Below are 22435 nucleotides of genomic sequence, written 5' to 3' on the forward strand. Positions count from 1 at the left end.
GTTACCGTGATTCCCGCCGCAATTTCGGTGCCATCCGATTGTTAAAAAACACCCGAATGGCTAACCTTCGAGCCCTATACGACCCGCCATTCACGGGTCTTTCAGACGAAACGCAGTATCCACATCTGTAATGCGCTCAGGATCAGGCGCAAGGTTTCGTCATGCATGGCAGGAGGCGTCGCATGCGCTCATTTCTTTTGCTGCTGATCGGGTTGGCTATCGTGCCCGTGATTCTGGCCGCGCCGGATGCCGAGTTGTCGGAACCGGTGGGCGGCTGGCGTTACAACGGTTTGCTGGACCGTAGCGAAAACCCGCAAGTCGCCTATCCCACGCCGCCGATTGATCGGGGCGTGCAGCGCAATCGCACGATGATCGAAGGCCGGCTCAAGGCCCTCGGCACTCAGCGCGGGCCGCACACGTTGGCGGTCAACGGCAATCCGCTGAACCTCTATACCGACGAACAAGGGCGTTTCGCCCGACCCTATGCGTTTGGCGCCGGTTCCAACAGCGTCGAAGTGCGCAGCGCCGAAGGCCAGTCTCTCAAGCGTGTTCAATTCTATGAAGCCAACAACCTGCGCACCCCGGCGCGGATTCGCGTGGTGCTGGGTTGGGACGATCCGAAAGCCGAACTCGACCTGCATATTGTCACGCCCGATGGCCAGCATGCCTTCTGGGCGCATTCGGCCTTGACCAATGGCGGCGGCCTCGACCCCGACGGTGTCGATGGGCCGGGTCCGGAAATGTTCACCATGACCGCACCGCTGCGTGGCACCTATCTGGTTTACGTGAACTATTGGGGCAACTTCGGCAGCGGCGGCTATAACTTCGATGAGACCAGCAACCAGAACGAGGTGATTACCTCGCAGATCAACCTGGTGCTCAACGAAAACACCGTCGATGAAAAACGCGAGACGTTCATCGTGCCCCTGCGTGCGATCGGCGATCTGCTGCTGGTCAAGACTTTCAACTACTAAGCATCCCCGCTCCACGGATGAAATTCGGGTTTTGTGAACATGAGTGATAGCACTGTTACTCCGGCCGCTGGCGCACCCGCGGCCAAACCTCCCCTGCATTGGCCGACGCTGCTGATCGGGATATGCCTGGTCGTTGTCGTGGCCGGTGGGTTGGGGTGGTTCATGCACAAGCCCAAGGCCCCGGCCCCCGTGTTGGCCAGTGACAAACTGGGCATGAGCCGCCCGGATGGCCTATTGGAAACCCACTCCCTGAGCCAGTTGCCCAAGGACTTGCTGGCGGTGCCGTTCCTCAAGGAAACCCTGACCGAAGATTTCGTCTTCTATTACGAAACCCATGCCGATCGCTTGGGCTTGATCGGCAGCTTGCGGCGGATCATCTACGAACACGACCTGAAACTGCAGGACACCTTGATCGAGCAGTTGTTCGATCAGCCTGCCGATGTAGCGTTGTGGCGCGGGGCGGATGGGCGGCTCAAGGATTTCCTGCTGGTGATGGATCGCGGCGGGCTGGCCAAGGTGCTGGAGCCGCTGGCCAAAGTGGCGCTGGGCGACTCCCAGCTGAGCAAGGTCGCTGACGTGAAGGTCGGTACCGACGACGTGGCGCTCTATCAACTCAACTACAACGCGAGCAAGGCGCTGCTGTTCGCGTCCCATGGCGACAAACTGGTGGTGTTGTCCAATCCGGCGAAACTCTACGACCCGCAAAGTGGCGCAACGGAAGAATCGGGTAGCGTGTCGACCACGGCCATTGCTGCGCTGCTCAATGGCGACAAACTGTTTCCCGAAGCCTTCGGCCTGGCACCTCGTGAGCCGCAAGTGAAACAACGCCTGTCGGTGAATGCCAGCGTGCTGGCCATGGGTTACCAGCGTTTCATCCCTAACTTCGCCGGCCTGCGTTTTGACATGGACGACAAGGGCTGGCACAGCTTCCTGGCCATGGATGAACTGGAGAATCAGCCAGACTTCGATTTCAAACCGATCTGGCAAGCCATGCCCATGGGCGCCAGCGCTTGCGTGGCGTTGCCGCTGGCGGCCGAACAACAGACACCGCTGCTGGTGAAACTCGGTGCGCAGGAGAAGGTGGCCCAGGCATTGACCGAACACATGGCCGGCGCGGCGGGCTTGTGCTGGTATGCCGATTCGCGGTTGTACACACCCTTGCTGGTGGCCAGCCTCAACGATGATGACAGCGGCAAACTCGATGGAGATCTGGGCAGCCTGTTCGACTCGATGGTCGGTGCCTACGAGAGCAAGGTCGAGGACGGCGCCTTCCCGGTGGTGGAAAAACAGGAAGGCCAGAGCCACCAGTGGCAACGCCAGGTCAGCTCCAGTTTCGGTCCCTATGCGGCCAAAGAGGCCGAAAACCCCGACGCGATCACCGGCAAGACGTTCATGAAAGTCAGCCTGGCGCGGCATGGTTCGACGCTGCTGTTTTCCCTCGACGACAAACTTGTGGACAAGGCCCTCGGCACCCTCGACAAACGCTTCCCGCCGATGGCCGACGTGGTACCGAAAGACCTGCTGATGCCGGTCTATTTCGGCCCGGACTCCATGGCCCAACTGATGCAGCAGGAAACCCTCGACAGCCTGCCCCAGGACATGGAACCGGTGTTCTATAACGCCGCGCAAACCTGGCTGATCCCGAAGCTGCGCAAGCTCGGCGGCTACGGTAAATACGCCCTGACCTTGCCCGAAGGCAGCGAGCCAGACGGCCACTGGCAGTGGCTGCCGCTGGAGTGGAAAGCCCTGTGACGGCATTGATCCGAAGTCTCGGCCTGCTGGCGTTGTTGCTGAGCGCGGGTGCCCGCGCTGTCGAGGCACCGTCGCTCGACCCACAGCAATCCCAGGTGTTTCGTGCCTGGTTCGTGCGCATTGCCCAGGAGCAACTGAGCCAGGGCCCGAGCCCGCGCTGGTATCAACAAGACTGTGCCGGGCTGGTGCGCTTCGCCGCTAACGAAGCGCTGAAAGTCCATGACGACAAATGGCTGCGCAGCAATGGCCTGTCCAATCGTTACCTGCCGCCGGAACTGCAATTGAGCGACGCCCAGCGCGGTCTTGCCCAGCAATGGCAGCAGGGCGGCGGCAAGGTCGGGCCATACGTCAATGCGATCAAATTGATCCAGTTCAACAGCCATCTGGTCAGCCGCGATGTGTCTCAAGCGCGCCCTGGCGACCTGATGTTTTTCGACCAGGGCGACGACCAGCACCTGATGATCTGGATGGGCCGTTACATCGCCTATCACACCGGCACCAGCACCCCCACCGACAACGGCATGCGTTCGGCAAGCCTGCAGCAACTCATGACATGGAAGGACACCCGATGGATACCCGACGCAGCCAACCCCAACTTCATCGGCGTCTATCGACTGAATTTTCTTTCCCAATGACCGGTGCCCGCATGCTGCGTTTTCTGTCTTTGATGTTGGTATTGGTGCTGCCGTTCTCGGCGGTAAACGCCGAAGACTCGGTCCCGGCCAGCGGCTATGCGCCAGTGGCCGGCGAGAGTTTTTTCCTGCTGGCCGACAGCAGCTTTGCCAGCGATGAACAGGCGATGGTGCGCCTTGAAGCGCCGGGTCGCGACTATCGCCGGTTTCGCATGGAACCCTACGGCGGCGCCGATATTCGGGTGTATCGCATCGACAAGCCGCTGGACTTCCTCAAGCGCCAGAAGAACCTTCATCGGGTGGTCAGCGATGGCCAGTTCAAGGGGGAGGGGCTGTCCAATACCCTCGCGTACCTGTGGGACAACTGGTATCGCAAATCTCGTCGGGTGATGCAGCGGGCGTTTTCCTACGAGTCGCGTAAACAAGTCACCGAGGAAGTGCCGGAACTGAAGATGGGCAACGCGATGGCCGCGCCAACGCCCTACGATGCGCAGCCGCAATTTGCACTGATACCGGGTTTGCCGGTGGTCAGCCAGTTCCGTTATCCGTTGTGGCAGGCCAAGCCGATTCAGCCACCTGCCGGGGTGAACCTGGCCGGTTCTTCCAGCGAGTTCGTCAGCGTCGCGCCGGGCAACGTGTACATCCCGTTGGGCAATCTCAAGCCGGGTCTTTATCTGGTGGAAGCGCTGATCGGCAAGTACCGCGCCACCACCATGGTGTTCGTCTCCAACACCGTGGCGGTGAGCAAGATCGCCGGTGACGAATTGCTGGTGTGGGCCGCGCGCAAACACGAAGGCAGTTCGGTGCCGAAGGTCAATGTGCTGTGGACCGATGGCCTGGGCGTAATGAGCAGCGGCGCCACCGATACCGATGGCTTGCTGCGCTTGAAACACGTCAGCCCCGAGCGTTCGTTCGTGATCGGCGAAGACGAAGAGGGCGGGGTGTTCGTCTCCGAGAATTTCTACTACGACAGCGAAATCTACGACACCAAACTCTATGCCTTCACCGACCGGCCGCTGTATCGACCGGGGGATTGGGTGTCGCTGAAAATCGTCGGGCGGGAGTTCAAGAACGCGCGGGACTCGGTGCAGCCAAGCGCGGCCGACGTCAATGTGACCGTGCTGGATGCGACCGGCACGGCGCTGCAATCCCTCGATCTGAAGCTCGATTCCAAGGCTGGCACCCAGGGCCGATTCCAGTTGCCCGATAACGCTGTGGCCGGTGGCTATGAACTGCGTTTCAACTACAAGGATCAGGCTTACAGCAGCGCCTTCCGCGTGGCTGAATACATCAAGCCGCACTTCGAGATTTCGCTCAACCTGGCCAAGCAGGATTACCGCACAGGCGAACCGGTCAAGGGCAGCCTGGTGCTGCTGTACCCGGATGGAAAACCGGTGACCAATGCGAAATTGAGCCTGAGCCTGCGCGCCCAACAGCTGTCGATGGTCGACAATGAACTGCAATACCTCGGGCAATTTCCGGTGGAGCTGACCAGCACCGAATTGACCACCGACGCCAAGGGCAGCGCGTCCCTCGACTTGCCGGCAGCGGACAAGCCCAGTCGCTACATGCTCACGGTGTTTGCCAGCGACGGTGCGGCGTATCGGGTCAAGACCACCAAGGAAATCCTCATCGACCGTGGCGCGGCGAATTTCCGCTTGAGCGCGCCTCAACGCTTCAGCGCGGTGGGTGACAAGGTTGCCTTCAGCTATGCCCGCGAAGGCGAGCAGGCCGATGCCGTTACGCCAGGCAGCTATGGCTGGGTGCGTTTGGAGGACCAGAGCACCGGCGAAGGCAAGCTCGCGGCAACCGACAAAGGTTTCACCCTGGCCTTTGACCGGCCGGGCACCTACAACCTGACGCTCAAGGATGATCATGGCCGGGCGGTCGGCGCCACCGGCCATTCGGTGACCGGCGAAGGTGTCAAAGCCGTACCCGGCACCGTGGAAATCGTCCTCGACAAGCCCGAGTACATCGCAGGCGATGAAGCGCTGGCGCTGATCACTTTCCCCGAGCCAGTGAGTGATGCGCTGTTATCTCTGGAACGCGACAAGGTCGAAGCCACTGCGCTACTTTCCAAGGGCGGCGACTGGCTGACGATGGAAAAACTCAGCGATACCCAATACCGCGCGCGCATCCCGGTGAAAGACGGTTTCGCGCCGAACCTGACCTTCTCGGTGTTGTACACCAAGGGTGGCCAATACAGTTTCCAGAACGCCGGCATCAAGGTGGTAACGCCACAGATCGACGTGGCAATCGCCACCGACAAAGAAACCTACCTGCCGGGTGAAACCGTCTCGGTGGACCTGACCACCCGGTTCGCCGGCAAAGCGATTCCCGCGCACCTGACGGTCAGCGTGGTCGATGAAATGGTCTACGCCCTGCAACCGGAAGTCGCGCCGAGCATCGACCAGTTCTTCTATCACCCACTGCGCAACAACGTGCGCACCAGCGCCAGTTTATCGTTCATCAGCTATGACGTTGCCTTGCCGGGCAGCCCCGGTGCTCCGGGCAAGGCCAATCGCAGTGAGCGCGGTGTGAAGGTGCTGGAGCGGCCGCGTCGCGAAGACGTCGACACGGCGGCGTGGCAACCTGAATTGCTGACCGATGCCAACGGCAAAACCCGCTTCACCTTCAAGATGCCTGACTCCCTGACCCGCTGGCGCATCACCGCCAGGGCCATCGCCGATGGCGGTCAGGTCGGGCAGAAGAAGCAGTTCGTACGCTCGGAAAAACCGCTGTACCTGAAGTGGAGCGGGCCGACCCGATTCCGCGCCGGTGACAAACCGGACCTCGGTGTGTTCGCCTTCAGTCAGGCCGAGAAACCGGTCAAGGCCGAACTGGTGACCCGTTACGCCGGCAACGAACAGCGCGTGCCTGTAACTCTGAACAGTGGCATCAACTACATCCCGTTGCCGACCTTTGAACTGGTCAATGGCGAGTGGAGCGCCGAGCTGATGCAGGATGGCAAAACCGCTGATGCCCTGGCGGTGCGCCTGAGCGCAACCGGTGAAGGCTGGCAGGTGACTCAAACCCAGAGCCTTGATGTGGGTGAGGGCGATACGCCGCTGACGTTGCCGACAGACGCCAGTGATATCCGCCTGCGTCTGGACGACAGTCCGCAAGCGTTGTTCCGTTCTGCACTCGACGATCTGTTGAGCTACCCCTACGGTGGCGTCGAGCAGACCGCCAGCGGCCTGCTGCCATTGAGCATCGCCTACCCGACGCTGGCGGCGAATCCGCAGATCCGTGATCGCCTGCGTCTGATCATGCAAAACAGTCGCTTGCGTCTGGTACAAATGGCCGGCCCTTCGGCGAGCTTCACCTGGTGGGGCATGGATGGCGAGCCGGATGCATTCCTCACCGCCTACGCCTATTACGCCGACTGGCACGCCAGCCAGGTGCTGGAACTGAGCCTGCCGCCGGAGCATTGGCAGCGGGTGCTGGAGGTCTATGCCAAACAGGCGAAGAACACGCCGTTGTTGCAGCGGGCGCTGATCCTGTTGTTCGCCAAACAGATGCAGTTGCCGGTCAACACCTTGCTCAGTGGCTTGATGGACGACCTGGCGAAAGCGGGCGAGGGCACCGCCGCGAACCTGATGGAGAACGGCGAAGACAGCCTCGTCATGAGCGATCCGGATTCAGCCTTGGGGCTGGCGGCTGCACGCGTGCTGACGGCATCGTTGGCCAGGCAAGCGAAGGTCGCTTTACCGGACGCGTTCAATCGGCAACTGGCCGACGCGCAGCAACGTCTGGCTGTCAGTTCCCAGCCGTTTGCCGAAGCGCTGAACCTGTCGCTGCAACCCTTCGATCAGGCTCACGCCCAGGCCCTGCTGCAACGTTTGCTGCCGCAGCAATCGACCCTGGAACGTGCGTTGGCATTGACCTGGCTGCAACGCAGCATCGAGCAGGCATCGCCCACCATTGCATTGGCGCCGGGTGAGGGCTGGAAGAAGCAGTACGGGGCTTCTGGGGAGATGTATTGGACGTGGCAGGGAGCTGCGCCAGTGCCGACGGTATTGACGCTGACCGGCGCGCAAGAGCGTCCGCTGCGCGCTGCATTGAGTTACCGCAGCCAACAGCCGGCGGTCGATCCGATGGCCGTGACCATCACCCGTCGCCTGTCGCGACTGGTGCCGGGGGATGAGGCCTTCACCTTCAAACTTGAAGCTGTCGGCAACGCGCCACTGTCCAGCGACAACCTCTATCTCGATGAGGTGATCGTCACCAGCCAAGCCGCCAGACCGTTGCGTTACGGGATGCTGGAAGTGCCGCTGCCACCGGGCGCCGATGTCGAGCGCACGACCTGGGGCATCAAACTCATGGGCAAGGCCGGCACCGAGCCGACGTCGCTGGAGAAGGCGCGTTTCGAACCGGGGCAAATGGCTTACGCCATTCCGGTCGATGCCTTGAGTGGTGAATTGCGCCTGAGGCATTTGGTGCGTTTCTCGCAGAAAGGGCAGTTCAACTTGCCGCCGGTGCGTTTCACTCAGGTTTATGCGCCGCAGCATCAGGCGATGGAACAAAAGGCAGCCCTTGGCCAGGTCACGGTTCACTGACGTGCACAGGCGGCTGATTGGTTGGTTGTTGTGTTTGATCCCTGTGCTGGCAACGGCGCAGGACGAACCTTTGCGCCTGGCCTTCAAGGGCGATTTGTTGTCGCTGAGTCGAACGCAGGTGATCACCCGCGAGCCGTTGCCGCAGACGTTGCAGTCGCCACTGGGCAGTGTGTGGAAGTTGTTCGTCTACGCCTGGCTGGTGGACACCGGCGCGCGTGAGCCGGCTTATGAGTGCCGGGTCCAGTCGAAGGAAGAGGTTTATTGCTGCACGGCGGGCGGCAGGATCGAGCGTGATCAGGCGTTGGTGAAGTCATGCGGTCTGTATTTCGAACCCGCGCGGTTGGGCATCAGCGATGCCGACTGGCGAGCCTATTGGCAGACGCGGCAAGCGCCGCAATGGCTGCTGGATTTGCCTTCGTTGCAACCGGCTACCCGGGTTTCGGTGGCGGAACTGTTGAAGATGTTGGCCGTGCTGCCGGCGCAGGATCAAGCCCGGCGTGTGTTGCTCGATGTGATGCTCAATGCCGCCGATGGCCAGGTCGTCGGCGAACTCGGAAGCCGTCTTCGGGTGAAGACCTGGAGCTGGCTGGCGGATCAGGATGCAACATCGCGACAGGGTGGGTTTGCCGGTTGGACGGCGGACGGTACACCGGTCTGGGCCGGCGGGCGCGGTACCAGTCAACGGGTACTGCGTGATTACGCGCAGGCACTGTCTACCGTGATTCCTGTTGCATGGCCTGTGGATGCAGGGCAGTGCGTAGAGGTCGACCTGTTCTCTCGCTATCCACTTCGGCGCGTGCTGTCAGGGGGCACCGCAGTGACTTCCGGGGCATTGCAGGGTGACTACCGCGTCGAATTCGCCAACGGTAATGCGCTGGATATCCACAGCGACGGTGAACTGTTTCTGCTGAGCGACAAGCTCGTGGCTCGTCTGAATCGCGAAGAGTACGTTGCCCGTGTGCTCCAGCGCGAAGCCAGTACAGAACCGGTCGAAGCCGCCAAAGCCCTGGCCGTGGCCATCCGCACTTACCTGCTGCAAAACGCCACGCGCAGCGGTGACTGCCTGAGTATCGACGACAGCAGCAGTCGTCAGCGGGTCGCACCGCGTCCGGCGTCGTCCGAGTCTCGCGACATCGCCGCCTGGACCAGCGACCTGGTGCTGGCCGGCAGCACCATCACCTACCATTCCGATCAGCCTGGCCCGGACAAACTGTCCTGGCAGCAAGCCGTCGAACAGGCCCGTGCCGGCCAGCGCTACGACGCCATCCTGCTGCACGCCTACCCACGCGCCAGTCTCAGTCGCTGGGACAACCCGGTCGCGTCCTGCGAAGCGTTGCCCGCCGCACAAGAATGGCTGCAGAAACAACGGCGCGGCTGGCGCCAAAAACTTGAAAGCGAAACCGGCTACAACGAAGTCAGTACCTTCGCCGTATGCCGCCTGGCATTCGGCCGCCCCTATGTCGACCGCGAACGTCAGCGTATCTACGTGCGTGGCGCGCGGACACTGCAAGACCGCCTCGACCTGACCCACGAGTACCTGCACCTGGCCTTCGAAGCACACCCCAATGGCCAGGATGAAACCTACATCGAAGGGCTCGCCCGCCACCTCTTGCTGGAATAGACCATGAAACTCCGTTATCCACAGGTCTTGCTGTTGCTCTGTTCGCTGGTGGCGTTGCCATCGGTGATGGCGGCTGACAGCGTCAAACTCGACACCCCCGCAGGCGGCTGGCGTACCGGCGCGCCTGAGGGCGAAGGGGAAAACTTCCGGCAGACTGTCAACTACCCGGCCTCATCGGTGAATACCCCGACAGGGCAGGCCAACACGGCTCGCATCAGCGGGCAGATCAAAGCTACAGCCAAGTCCACAGAGCCCGGCCGTCTGATCGTCAACGGGGTCAGCATGCCGCTGAAAATCGACCCGGCGGGGCGCTTCGATCGCCCGTTCTCATTCCCCAACGGCAGCAACAGCGTCGAGGTTCGCAGCCCTGATGGCCAACAACGTCAGCGCACGCAATTTCTCAACAGCAGCGGCGGCGCGACCCCGGCCAAGTTGCGCGTTTTGCTGTCCTGGGACAGCGACGGCACGGACCTCGACCTGCACCTGATCACCCCCGACGGCGCGCACATCTGGTACGGCGACCGCGTCGTCCCCAACGGCGCAGCGCTCGACGTCGACGTCACCACCGGCTACGGCCCGGAAATCTTCGCCATGCCTGCGCCGATCAAGGGGCAATATCTGGTGTATGTGAACTACTTCGGCGGCGGTTACAGCAGTGATGAAGAGGGGCAGGAGGACGCGGTGCAAGCGCTGACCACAGCCCAGGTGACGGTGATTACCGAGGAAGGCACGCCGAGCGAGAAGATGGAGACGTTCCTGGTGCCGATGCGTGCGGTAGGGGAGTTGACGTTGGTGAAGGCGTTCAGCTATCCGTGAGGGGGAAGTGACAGCGCTGCTGAGACAAATGCAGGTTCTGGGCAGTTAACTTTTTTCAGGCATTAAAAAGCCGGCTTGTGGCCGGCTTCTCGGGGACTGGCTTGGATCATTTTTGGTAAACCGCGCCAGCCTTCAAAACGTACACCCGGATCTTGCGTCCGGCTGTGGGACCTGGTGAGAAAGTCATCTGCCAGGCCAGTGCATCTGAGCCGCAGGGCGGGTCGATGCACAAATGTGGGGCGCAGCATACGCAGGTTTGACGGAAATTCCCAGCGGGAAGTGCCGGGCAGAGCCTTTGGCCACCCGGGTGGGTGGCCGATGGGCGTTCCGGAGCGCTTAAAGAAAGGGCACCGTCGGCCGTCGTTTGTTCAGGGTCGACCACCAGAACACCCAGCCCAGCACCCTGATGTTCTGCTCTTCGATTTGTGCGGCCCTGAAGATTTCATCCGGGTATTCGGCGCGGTTGTGGCTGCGCAGTCGCAGGGAGTTGCCCGGTAGTCGGTGCAGGTACTTGATGCGCAGCATGCCGTCATGTTCGATGGCGTAGATCTCGCCATCGACAATTTGGGTCAGGCCACGGTCAATCGCCAGGGTCGAACCGTCTTCAATTTTCTCACCCATGCTATTGCCGCTCATCAGGGTGCAGATGGCGTCGGCGTGGTTGATTTCCAGGGAGTCGAGATGGCTGCGGGGCAGGCGGATGGATTTCTCGGGATCTTCTATGACATGGGTTTTGTTGGATCCCGGGGCGGTGACAGCTTCTTTGAGGAATGGCAGTTCGACGTCGACAGGCTCTATGACCGTGTAGACACCGCGGATGGTCTGGGCATCGAAGGTGTTGCCGGACTCGCCGAGCAGGCGCAGGTGTTGGGCGTCTTTCGAGCCTTCGCCGGTTTTCAGCCAGTCGCTGCTGACGGAGAGTTTTCTGGCGACTTCTTCCATGCAATGGGCAGGCACACCGCGGGTGTACCAGTTATGTACATTTTGCGGAGCCGTATCCAGGAATTCGGCAAATCCGGTGGTCGTGATGTTCGCTGCTTCGAGGAGCGCTTTGAAGCGTGGGCCGCTAGTGTTCTTTTTCATGAACGCGAGTCTACTGGCGGCTAACAAGGGATTGAATAAACGCCTCGTTCAAATTTTGCGGGAAATTTACGACCGGATGTAAGACGCTCTTGGGGAATTTTAAACAAGCAAAAACCATGGGAAGGCCTGTTTAAACGTAGTGTTTGGTGTGTTTGTCAGGCACCCACAAAAAACCCCGGATCATCCGGGGTTTTTCCTGCCGCTTGCAGCTAAAAGCCTGCAGCCGGGCTTAGCCTTTGTAGGCAGCAACCGACTTGGTGATCGCTTCGCGGGCGGCGTCTGCGCCGGCCCAGCCTTCGATCTTCACCCATTTGCCTTTTTCGAGATCTTTGTAGTTCGCGAAGAAGTGCTCGATCTGCTGGATCAGCAGCGCTGGCAGGTCGGTGTATTCCTTCACGTCGACGTACAGCTGGGACAGCTTGTCGTGTGGGACTGCGATGACTTTGGCATCGCCGCCGCCGTCGTCGGTCATGTTCAGGATGCCGACCGGACGGGCGCGGATTACCGAACCTGGAGCAACCGGGTAAGGGGTTACGACCAGCACGTCGAGGGGATCACCGTCGTCAGCCAGGGTGTTCGGGATGTAACCGTAGTTGGCCGGGTAGAACATTGGGGTGGCCATGAAACGGTCAACGAACAGGCAATCGCTGTCTTTGTCGATTTCGTATTTGATCGGCGCGTGGTTGGCCGGGATCTCGATCGCGACGTAGATGTCGTTCGGCAGGTCTTTGCCAGCCGGAATCTTGCTGTAGCTCATTGGGCGTTGCCCCCGTTAGTTGACCAAAAACACTTGGCCGGATTGACCAAAAAGTGGCGGCGATTATAGGCATATTCCTGTGTCGACGCCATGGACCAGAAGTCGTATGGCGCTCACTGGTGTGCCTGATAGACAGGGTCATGCGCCTGAAGTTGCTTCAACCTCGCCAGCGGATCCTGGCGATAGAACAGCTTCAACTGCTGGTACACCTGTGGATAAGCCTCGTGCAGCAAATCCGGGGCGCTGAAGAAGTATTCGCTGGTGACGGCGAAGAACTCGGCAGGATTTTCGGCGGCATACGGATCGATGGCGGTTTCGGCATCGGGATTGCGTTCCAGTTGCCGGTCGAGGTCGTCGTAGGCCTCTTGCATGACGTTGGCCCAGTCGCTGACGCGCATGTCGGCATGCAGCGGTGGCAGGCCGTTGGCGACGCCGTTGAGCATGTCGAGCTTGTGCGCCAGTTCGTGGATCACCAGGTTGTAGCCTTCCCAGCCTCCGCTGGCCATTACGCCGGGCCAGGCGAGGATGATCGGGCCTTGCTGCCAGGCTTCACCGCTGTGCTCACCGTCCCATTCGTGCTCGACACCGCTGGCATCGCGATGGCGCTGGGGGCTGAGGAAGTCGTCTGGGTAGAGGATGATTTCGTGGAAGCCCTGATACCAGTTCAGGTCGCCGAGGTGCAGCAGCGGCAATTGCGCCTGGGCGGCGAGCAGCAAGCGTTGTTCCTGATGCAGTTCGACACCGGGCAGGGCGCTCAGGTGCTTGTCTTCGAGGAACAGCACGCAGGCTTCGCGCAGCCATTGGTCTTCGGCGGCGCTGATGCCATCGAGAAAACTCAAGTGATGGCGCACCCGTTGCCACATGTCGTCGGCAATCGGGTGCTTTGCCAGGGTGCGCCGGCGACGCCAGGCGCTCAGGGACCACATCGTGTCAGCGCGATTCGGCTTTGGAGTTCGAACCGGCAAGGCGGTTACGCACCATGCCAATGATCATCGGCACCAGCGAGAGCAGGATGATGCCGACTACCAGTAGCGACAGGTTCTTCTTGATGAACGGCACGTTGCCGAAGAAGTAACCGAGCGTCACCAGGCCGCCGACCCATAGGAGGGTGCCCAGCACGCTGAACGCAAAGAAACGCGGATAAGGCATTCTCCCCACGCCGGCGACGAACGGTGCAAAAGTACGGATGATCGGCAGGAAGCGCGCCAGGGTCACGGTTTTGCCGCCGTGCTTGTCGTAGAAGTCGTGGGTTTGTTGCAGGTAGTCACGACGGAAGATCTTCGAGTCCGGATTGCTGAACAGCTTTTCACCTGCCGTTCGTCCGATGATGTAGTTGGTGCTGTCGCCCAGGATCGCCGCCAGCATCAGCAGGCCGGCGAGCAGTACCGGATCCATGCCGCCACCGGCCGCCACGGCGCCAGCGATGAACAGCAGGGAGTCGCCCGGCAGGAAGGGCATGACCACAAGGCCGGTTTCACAGAAAATCACCATGAACAGAATGGCGTAGATCCATGCCCCGTAGTTGGTTACAAGCATGTCGAGGTAGACGTCGAGATGCAGGACAATGTCGATCGGGTTGAAATCCATGGAAAGCACCTGTGGTGACGGCCCGACTCAGCAGACCTGTGCGGATGACTTCGCGTAAGACTACGGATAGGGGTAGTTTTTCTTACAAGCCGGGAATATCGGGATTATACGAGGCGAGTGGTGAAAATCGCGTCGAGATTGTAGCGGGGAATGTCATGACAGGGCTGATGTTTGATAACGAACAGGCGGGAGCGAGCCTGCTCGCGATGCCGTTACTTCGTTGGACCAGTGTAATCCAGTCGATGCCATCGCGAGCAGTATGCAGGTGATTCAGAGTTCGTCGCTGATCGGCAGCACGTAGTTCTTGAATTCGGTGTCTTCCTTGAATCCGATGGACTCGTAGGTTTTCTGCGCGACTTCGTTGTTGCTGCTGGTGGAAACACGCATGCGCACGGCATTGGTTTCCTTGGCCATTTTTTTTGCGGTGCGGATCAGGTTGTCGGCCACCAGCTGGCGGCGGGCGTCTTCGGCGACATAAATATCGTTGAGGATCCATACACGTTTGAGCGAAAGCGAGGAGAAGCTCGGGTACAGCTGGCAGAAACCCATCAGTTTGTTGCTGTCATCATCGGACAGCGCCAGGTAGATCACCGACTCCTTGCGACGCAGGCGTTTCTCGAGGAACGCCCGAGACGAGTCCGGATACGGCAGGGAACCATAAAACTCGCGATATTTGACGAACAAGGGGGTCAGCAGGTCCAGGTGTTCGAGGGTCGCTTGAATAATCCGCATGGTAGGTCTCGTCTTCAAGTGGCTGTCTTACGTCTCTGACGGCGATGGGAAACCCTTGGCGGCCGCGCAACGATCCTGCCTGAAACTGGTACGAATGTGCAATGCGCAAGCGGTTCAGGCATTCGGCGGTCCGAGCAGGAAATTTCCTTTCATGTCGCCTCCCGTGTCCGAGTCCAGTGTCTGAACCTGCGCTTCGTCCTTCAGATTGACCCCTGACAACTGCCGCCGGCAGGCTTCGCGCATCAAATACAGCAATCGGTGTGCCGCCATGCCGTAGCTCAGGCCTTCGAGCCGGACATTGGAGATGCAATTACGGTAGGCATCGGTAAGGCCGACCTTGGGATTGTAGGTGAAATATAATCCCAGGCTGTCCGGGGAGCTGAGGCCAGGGCGCTCGCCGATGAGGATCACGGTCATTTTTGCGCCAAGCAACTCACCGATCTCATCGGCGACGGCCACCCGGCCCTGTTCTACGAGTACGACTGGCGCAACAGTCCAGCTGTCGCCGGTCATTTGCTCTTCGAAGCGCGCCAGAAACGGCAGGGTATGGCGATGAACGGCCAATGCCGACAGGCCGTCGGCGACCACGATCACCAGGTCCACGCCTCCCGGATGAGCCACCGCGTAATCACGCAGGACCTGCGCCGAGGCATCACTGAGTTTTCGCCCCAGGTCGGGGCGTTGCAGGTACGTGTTGCGATCCGTCGCCGCACTGTGCAGCAAAAGGCACTCGCGATCACGTTCGGCCAACTGCGCGCTGAGGGAGGCATGGTCAAACGGCAAGTGCACCGCATCCCGCGCTTGAGCGTGGGCGTATTGGAAGTCCAGTTGTGCGCGGGTGGGAATGCTGGTGCCGGTGCGGCCCAGGGCAATTCGCGCCGGCGTCAGGCGTCGTAGCTCCAGCCAAGGGTTGTGTGGATCGAAGGGTAATTTATCCATGTCAATGCTCATCCCAGTTGCGCCAAGGCCTGCCGGAAGGCTGGCGGCAGGCTGTCGCCGAAGAGAACCCTGCCATCGGCTTGAGTGAAGATGCCCATTCTCGCCAGCCACTGTTCGAATTCCGGTGCGGGCTTCAACCCCAGGGTCTGCCGGGTGTAAAGCGCATCGTGGAACGAAGTGGTCTGGTAGTTGAGCATGATGTCGTCGGAGCCGGGGATGCCCATGATGAAGTTGATCCCGGCGACGCCCAGCAGGGTCAGCAGGGTGTCCATGTCGTCCTGGTCGGCTTCGGCGTGGTTGGTGTAGCAGATGTCGCAACCCATGGGCACACCGAGCAATTTGCCGCAGAAGTGGTCTTCGAGGCCGGCGCGGATGATCTGTTTGCCGTTGTACAGGTATTCCGGGCCGATGAAGCCGACGACGGTGTTCACCAGAAACGGTTTGAAATGCCGCGCCACGGCGTAGGCGCGGGTTTCGCAGGTTTGCTGATCGACGCCGTGATGGGCGTTGGCCGACAGGGCACTGCCCTGGCCGGTTTCGAAGTACATCAGGTTCTGGCCAAGCGTGCCGCGATTGAGGCTCAAACCTGCGTCGTAACCTTCCTGCAATATATTGAGGTTGATGCCGAAACTGGCGTTGGCCGCTTCGGTGCCGGCGATCGACTGGAACACCAGGTCCAGCGGGACGCCGCGATTGATCGCTTCGATCGACGTGGTGACATGGGTCAGCACGCACGCCTGGGTCGGGATTTCGTAGCGCTGGATGATCGCGTCGAGCATTTCCAGCATCGCGCAAATCGAGGCGATGCTGTCGGTGGCCGGGTTGATGCCGATCATGGCATCGCCGTTGCCGTGCAGCAGGCCGTCGAGAATGCTTGCGGCGATACCGGCCGGTTCGTCGGTGGGGTGGTTCGGTTGCAGGCGCGTGGACAGTCGACCGCGCAGACCCAGGGTGCCGCGGAATTTCGTGACCACACGGATTTTCTGCGCCACCAGCACCAGATCCTGCACGCGCATGATCTTCGACACGGCGGCAACCATTTCCGGGGTCAGGCCGGGGGCGAGGGCGCGCAGAACCTGCTCGTCGGCGGCATCGCTGAGCAGCCAGTCGCGAAAGCCGCCGACGGTAAGGTGGCTGACGACCGAGAAGGCTTGTTTGTCGTGGGTGTCGATGATCAGGCGGGTGACTTCATCGGACTCATAGGGAATCAACACTTCTTGCAGGAAGTGGGATAGCGGAATATCGGCCAAAGTCATCTGTGCCGCGACGCGCTCGCCGTCATTGAGGGCCGCGACACCGGCCAGAAAATCCCCGGAGCGCGCTGGGCTGGCCTTGGCCATCACATCCTTGAGGCTGTCGAAGCGATAGGTCTGGGCGCCGACGGAATGGGCATATACGGCCATGGGGGCGGAGTCCTCCTGTTCTCTAGCTAACACTGTCAATCCCTGTGGGAGCGAGCTTGCTCGCGATGACGGTTTCAAATCCAACGCATGTGTCGAATGAATATCCGCTATCGCGAGCAAGCTCGCTCCCACATGGAGCCTCTGTGCACTTTGATAAGGCAGGCACCGGCAAAAATCCCGGTGCCGGTGCATTCAGATACCTTCGAGCATAGCGTCTGCCGGTGCCTCGGAGCGTTGCTTGGCAGTCAACTGGAAGTACAGGTACCCGGCAACCATGAAGCCGAGGAAGACCAGGCCGATCAAGGTGTTGAACCAGGCCATCGCCACCAGGCACACCACCGCCAGAAACAGCGCGATCCCCGGCACGATCGGATAGCCCGGCGCGCGGAAGGTGCGCTCCAGGTTCGGTTCGGTCTTACGCAGCTTGAACAGGCTCAGCATACTGATGATGTACATCACGATGGCGCCGAATACCGACATGGTGATCATCGCAGCCGTCAGGCTCATGCCTTGCAGGTTGACCAGACCGTCGCTGTAGATCGCCGCGATGCCGATCACGCCGCCGGCCAGAATCGCCCGATGCGGCGTCTGGAAGCGCGAGAGTTTGGCCAGCCCCTTGGGCAGGTAACCGGCGCGAGCCAGGGCGAAGAACTGCCGGGAATAGCCAAGAATGATCCCGTGGAAACTTGCCACCAGACCGAACAGACCGATCCATACCAGCATGTGCATCCAGGTCGAATTATCGCCGACCACAGCTTTCATCGCCTGGGGCAGCGGATCGTTGATGTTCGACAGTTGACGCCAGTCGCCGACGCCGCCGGCCATCACCATCACGCCGATGGCCAGGAACACCAAGGTCAGAATGCCGCTGACATAGGCTCTGGGGATCGTGCGTTTCGGGTCCTTGGCTTCCTCGGCGGCCATGGCCGCGCCTTCGATGGCGAGGAAGAACCAGATCGCAAAGGGGATCGCCGCAAAAATCCCGGGAATCGAGCCCATCGTGAACTCGTTCGAACCCGACCAGCCATTGAGCACGAAGTTGCTGAAGCTGAAGCCCGGGGCGACCACGCCCATGAATACAAGCAACTCAGCGACTGCCAGCACGGTGACCACCAACTCGAAGGTGGCCGCGATGCTGACACCTAGGATATTCAGGCCCATGAACACGAAATAGGCGCCAACGGCGGCGATCTTCGGGTCCAGTTCCGGGTATTGCACATTGAGGTAGGCACCGATGGCCATGGCGATGGCCGGTGGCGCAAAGACGAATTCGATCAGGGTGGCGATGCCGGCGATCAACCCGCCTTTCTCACCAAAGGCCCGGCGGCTGTAGGCAAACGGTCCGCCAGCGTGGGGAATCGCCGTCGTCAGTTCGGTAAAACTGAAGATGAAGCAGGTGTACATCGTCGCCACCATCAACGCGGTGACGAGAAAACCCAGTGTGCCTGCGGTGCCCCAGCCGTAACTCCAGCCGAAGTACTCGCCGGAAATCACCAGGCCGACGGCAATGCCCCATAAATGCAGGGTGCCGAGTGTGGGTTTGAGCTGTGTGGAAGAAATAGTCATAAGTCCTCTCTAATTTTTATTGTTCGATCTTTTGGACTTTCGGGTGCGACGGGTTGGGTGCAATTCCTGAATGACGGGTACGCAAGGCCCGTGCCAGAGCGGCCAGCCTTTTGTGTTGTGTCATTTAAGTCGCTAGCGCGAGCAAGCTCGCTCCCACAGGGTTCTGTGTCAGGTCTCAACAGCTGGATTCACCACAAAAACCTGTGGGAGCGGGCTTGCTCGCGAAGGCGGTAGAAAGGGCGACACAGAGTTAACTGTGTCGCCCCCGGTTTTAGAAGAAGCCCAGCGGATTGATGTCGTAGCTCACCAGCAGGTTTTTGGTCTGCTGATAGTGGTCGAGCATCATCTTGTGGGTTTCACGACCGACGCCGGACTTCTTGTACCCGCCGAACGCGGCGTGCGCCGGGTACAGGTGGTAGCAGTTGGTCCACACCCGACCGGCCTTGATGGCGCGGCCCATGCGGTAGGCGCGGTTGATGTCGCGGGTCCAGAGGCCGGCGCCCAGGCCGAACTCGGTGTCGTTGGCGATGGCCAGGGCTTCGGCTTCGTCCTTGAAGGTGGTGATGCTCACCACCGGACCGAAGATTTCTTCCTGGAACACGCGCATTTTGTTGGTGCCCTTGAGCAGCGTCGGCTGGATGTAATACCCGCTCGCCAGGTTGCCCTCGAGTTTTTCGACCTTGCCGCCGGTCAGCAGCTCGGCGCCTTCGCCCTTGGCGATTTCCAGGTACGAAAGGATTTTGTCGAATTGCTGTTCGGACGCCTGGGCGCCGACCATGGTGTCGGTGTCCAGCGGGTCGCCACGTTTGATTTGCAGGACTTTTTTCATCACGACGGCCATGAACTCGTCGTAGATCGACTCTTGCACCAGCGCCCGGGAAGGGCAGGTGCAGACTTCGCCCTGGTTGAAGAATGCCAGCACCAGGCCTTCGGCGGCCTTCTCGATGAAGGATGGTTCGGCTTTCATGATGTCTTCGAAGAAGATGTTCGGCGACTTGCCACCCAGCTCCACGGTGGACGGAATGATGTTTTCGGCCGCGCATTTCATGATGTGCGAGCCGACCGGGGTCGAGCCGGTGAAGGCAATCTTGGCGATGCGTTTGCTGGTGGCCAGGGCTTCGCCGGCTTCTTTGCCGAAGCCTTGCACGATGTTCAGCACGCCCGGTGGCAGCAGGTCGCCGATCAGTTCGACCAGCACGGTGATGCCCAGCGGGGTTTGCTCGGCGGGTTTGAGCACCACGCAGTTGCCGGCGGCGAGGGCCGGGGCGAGTTTCCAGGCGGCCATCAGGATCGGGAAGTTCCACGGAATGATCTGCCCGACCACGCCCAGCGGTTCATGGATGTGATAGGCCACGGTGTTGCCGTCGATTTCGGCGGCGCTGCCTTCCTGGGCACGGATGCAACCGGCGAAGTAGCGGAAGTGGTCGGCGGCCAGAGGGATGTCGGCGTTGAGGGTTTCGCGAACGGCTTTGCCGTTGTCCCAGGATTCGGTGATCGCCAGCAGTTCGAGGTTCTGTTCGATGCGGTCGGCGATTTTCAGCAGCACCAGCGAGCGTGCCTGGGCGGACGTGGCGCCCCAGGCATCGGCCGCCGCGTGGGCAGCGTCCAGGGCCTTGTCGATGTCTTCGGCCGTGGAGCGGGGGAATTCGGCAATCGGTTGGCCATTCACTGGCGAGGTATTGGTGAAGTACTGACCTTTGACAGGCGCGACGAACTCGCCGCCGATGTAGTTACCGTATTTGGCTTTGAACGAAACGATAGCGCCTTCAGTACCGGGGTGAGCGTAACGCATGGTGGTCTCTCCTTGCTTTTGTGCTTATAGGGAGTCGCGCATGTGCGCTTGCTTTAAGCGTAGAGCAAGGGGCGGGCCAGTGCCTTGCATGTCAGGTAAATCAAGGCCTTGCGAGGTTTTTGTCGGACGGGCGGGTAGCGCCTGTGACGCTTTCGGTACAGCCTGGGTGACACTTTGTACCCTTTGTGGCACAGCTTGTGACCAACCGGTCTTGCAGGCATTGCAATGCGGGCCGGGCTGGAGGATGCTCGGCATCACCTCATGCACGGGTCGCCGAGCCCCGGGGAGAATAATAAGAAATGCACGACAACCATTTGAGTCGCCATGCCCAGCAAGTATTGACGGTGACCCAGGGCAAGACCCACCTGCACGGTCCGGGTAGCGATCCGTCCATCGCCCGTTCCTGGCTGCGCTGCCTTGAGGACTATCACCTCGATCCGGCCCTGAGCATCGCGCCGACGGTGCTGGAACATGGCCGTGTCCTGGAAAGCCGCGAGCGCTTGCAGCAAGTGCTGCACATCGCCGGCAATGAAATGACCAGCCTGCATCAACAGCTCTCCGGCGCCGGTCATGCAGTGCTGCTGACCGACGCCCGCGGCGTGATCCTCAACTGCGTCACCGCGCCCGCCGAACGCCAGATCTTCGAGCGCGCCGGCCTTTGGCTCGGGGCCGACTGGAGCGAGGCCTGCGAAGGCACTAACGGTATCGGCACCTGTCTGGTGGAGCGTCAGTCGCTGACCATCCATCAGGACGAACACTTTCGCGGCCGCCACACCGGCCTGACCTGTTCGGCGAGCCCGGTCTTCGATCCCCATGGCGAATTGCTGGCGGTGCTCGACGTGTCGTCGGCGCGGCGCGATGTGTCGCGGCAAAGCCAGTTCCACACCATGGCACTGGTCAACCTGTCGGCGAAGATGATCGAGAGCTGCTACTTCCTGCGCTGCTTCGACAACCAATGGTTGTTGCGTTTTCACTTGCAAGCCGAGTCCGTCGGTTTGTTCAGCGAAGGGCTGCTGGCGTTCGACGGGGAAGGGCGCATTTGCGCGGTCAACCAGAGTGCGCTGAACCTGCTGGGACATATTCGCGGCGGCTTGCTGGGTAAGCCGGTGGAGGCGTTTTTCGATTGCTCGCTCGATGAGTTGCTCGGTCGCGCAAGCACCAATGCCGCCGCCAGTTGGCCGTTGCGCACCCGTGATGGTCGCAAGCTGTTTGCGGTATTGCGCGGTGAGGCACGGCGGCCGCTGCCAACTCCGTTGGTGCCAGCGGCCAAGGTCGCACAAGCACCGCGCCTGTCGGGCATTTGCCTGGATGACGCGACGTTGCAGGCGGACTTCCGCAAAGCCTTGCGCGTCTACGAGCGCGACGTACCGCTGCTGATCAACGGCGAAACCGGGTCAGGCAAGGAGGCCTTTGCCAAAGCGGTGCACCACGCCAGCCAGCGGGCGGAGAAAGCCTTTGTCGCCCTCAATTGCGCGGCCATTCCCGAAAGCCTGATCGAAAGCGAGCTGTTCGGATATCGCGGCGGCAGCTTTACCGGTGCACGCAAGGAGGGTATGCGCGGCAAGTTGCAACAGGCCGATGGCGGGACCTTGTTCCTCGATGAAATCGGTGACATGCCACTGGCCTTGCAGACGCGTTTGCTGAGGGTGCTCGAAGACCGACAAGTGGTACCGATCGGCGGCGAGCCGGAATCGGTGAATGTGCGGATCATCAGTGCCACTCACCGTAAGTTGTTGGATCGTGTGCAGGACGGCAGCTTCCGTGAGGATTTGTATTACCGGCTCAACGGGCTGGAAGTCGCGTTGCCGGCCTTGCGTGATCGTAGCGACAAATCCCGGTTGCTCGATTTTTTGCTGGCCGAGGAGGCGGGCGGAGAAACCGTATTGATCGACGGGCCGGCGCGGGAGGCCTTATTGGGGTTCGCTTGGCCGGGTAACGTGCGGCAGTTGCGTAATGTGCTGCGTACGTTGGCAGCACTGTGTGAGGACGGGCGGATCGGCCTGGAGGATTTGCCGGCGATGATTCGCCAGGCGCGGCCGGTAGTGTCGACGATTGAAGAAGCTTCGGAGCATCCGCTGGAAGATGCCGAGCGGCTGGCGCTACTCACGGCGCTGGAGCAGACGCGCTGGCATATGACGCATACAGCGGAGCAGCTGGGGGTCAGTCGCAATACCCTCTATCGGAAGCTGCGCAAGCACGGTATCGCCCGGTAAACCGCGTCG

General features: G+C 60.8%; 16 protein-coding genes. 7 read left to right on the forward strand and 9 right to left on the reverse strand.

Annotation, left to right across the window (positions count from 1 at the left end; translation table 11 throughout):
• Positions 1–182 precede the first annotated feature (182 nt).
• The 6 genes from KW840_RS23100 to KW840_RS23125 are packed head-to-tail and all read left to right on the forward strand — an operon-like array spanning position 183 to position 10354.
• The gene (locus KW840_RS23100; protein ID WP_218497945.1) at positions 183–974 is read left to right on the forward strand and encodes a YfaP family protein; all 792 of its coding nucleotides are present in this window, start codon (positions 183–185) and stop codon (positions 972–974) included.
• A gap of 39 nt (positions 975–1013) precedes the next feature.
• Positions 1014–2726 carry a DUF2138 domain-containing protein gene (locus KW840_RS23105; protein WP_218497946.1) on the forward strand — a complete coding sequence of 571 codons (1713 nt, stop codon included), beginning with the start codon at positions 1014–1016 and terminating at the stop codon, positions 2724–2726.
• Positions 2723–3361 carry a DUF1175 domain-containing protein gene (locus KW840_RS23110; RefSeq protein ID WP_057713137.1) on the forward strand — a complete coding sequence of 213 codons (639 nt, stop codon included), beginning with the start codon at positions 2723–2725 and terminating at the stop codon, positions 3359–3361. The genes KW840_RS23105 and KW840_RS23110 overlap by 4 nt, the downstream gene beginning before the upstream one ends.
• Positions 3358–7917 (forward strand): alpha-2-macroglobulin, encoded by a 4560-nt coding sequence (locus KW840_RS23115; protein WP_218497947.1) that lies wholly within the window; start codon positions 3358–3360, stop codon positions 7915–7917. The genes KW840_RS23110 and KW840_RS23115 overlap by 4 nt, the downstream gene beginning before the upstream one ends.
• 1 nt (position 7918) lies before the next feature.
• Positions 7919–9538: a DUF2300 domain-containing protein gene (locus KW840_RS23120; RefSeq protein WP_218497948.1), complete on the forward strand. Its 1620-nt coding sequence runs from the start codon at positions 7919–7921 to the stop codon at positions 9536–9538.
• Positions 9539–9541: 3 nt separating this feature from the next.
• Complete coding sequence (locus tag KW840_RS23125) at positions 9542–10354, forward strand: YfaP family protein (RefSeq protein WP_218497949.1); 813 nt, start codon at positions 9542–9544, stop codon at positions 10352–10354.
• 336 nt (positions 10355–10690) lie between these two features.
• Here KW840_RS23125 and KW840_RS23130 read toward each other — a convergent pair whose 3' ends face one another.
• From KW840_RS23130 to KW840_RS23170, 9 genes are all read right to left on the reverse strand, one after another.
• Entirely contained in the window at positions 10691–11437 is a 747-nt protein-coding gene (locus tag KW840_RS23130; RefSeq protein WP_218497950.1) for a S24 family peptidase, read from the reverse strand.
• A 229-nt stretch (positions 11438–11666) separates the two neighbouring features.
• Complete coding sequence (ppa, locus tag KW840_RS23135) at positions 11667–12194, reverse strand: inorganic diphosphatase (RefSeq protein WP_007990564.1); 528 nt, start codon at positions 12192–12194, stop codon at positions 11667–11669.
• A gap of 113 nt (positions 12195–12307) precedes the next feature.
• A complete protein-coding gene (locus KW840_RS23140; protein ID WP_090451613.1) occupies positions 12308–13120 on the reverse strand; it encodes a zinc-dependent peptidase in 813 nt (270 codons plus the stop codon).
• A 4-nt stretch (positions 13121–13124) separates the two neighbouring features.
• Positions 13125–13781, reverse strand: coding sequence for a DedA family protein (locus KW840_RS23145; protein WP_057713142.1), 657 nt, complete (start codon positions 13779–13781; stop codon positions 13125–13127).
• A gap of 270 nt (positions 13782–14051) precedes the next feature.
• Positions 14052–14513 (reverse strand): N-acetyltransferase, encoded by a 462-nt coding sequence (locus tag KW840_RS23150; RefSeq protein ID WP_007990572.1) that lies wholly within the window; start codon positions 14511–14513, stop codon positions 14052–14054.
• A gap of 114 nt (positions 14514–14627) precedes the next feature.
• On the reverse strand, positions 14628–15452 hold the full coding sequence (eutC, locus tag KW840_RS23155) for an ethanolamine ammonia-lyase subunit EutC (protein ID WP_218497951.1): 825 nt from the start codon (positions 15450–15452) through the stop codon (positions 14628–14630).
• 8 nt (positions 15453–15460) lie between these two features.
• On the reverse strand, positions 15461–16855 hold the full coding sequence (locus tag KW840_RS23160; RefSeq protein ID WP_218497952.1) for an ethanolamine ammonia-lyase subunit EutB: 1395 nt from the start codon (positions 16853–16855) through the stop codon (positions 15461–15463).
• 192 nt (positions 16856–17047) lie between these two features.
• Entirely contained in the window at positions 17048–18421 is a 1374-nt protein-coding gene (eat, locus tag KW840_RS23165; protein ID WP_057713144.1) for an ethanolamine permease, read from the reverse strand.
• A gap of 271 nt (positions 18422–18692) precedes the next feature.
• The gene (locus KW840_RS23170; protein WP_034148108.1) at positions 18693–20213 is read right to left on the reverse strand and encodes an aldehyde dehydrogenase family protein; all 1521 of its coding nucleotides are present in this window, start codon (positions 20211–20213) and stop codon (positions 18693–18695) included.
• 299 nt (positions 20214–20512) lie between these two features.
• Here KW840_RS23170 and KW840_RS23175 point away from each other — a divergent pair, with 299 nt between their 5' ends.
• Complete coding sequence (locus KW840_RS23175; protein WP_090451607.1) at positions 20513–22426, forward strand: sigma-54-dependent Fis family transcriptional regulator; 1914 nt, start codon at positions 20513–20515, stop codon at positions 22424–22426.
• Positions 22427–22435 lie beyond the last annotated feature (9 nt).

Source organism: Pseudomonas sp. PDM30, from assembly GCF_019218985.1.
Lineage (GTDB): Bacteria > Pseudomonadota > Gammaproteobacteria > Pseudomonadales > Pseudomonadaceae > Aquipseudomonas > Aquipseudomonas jessenii.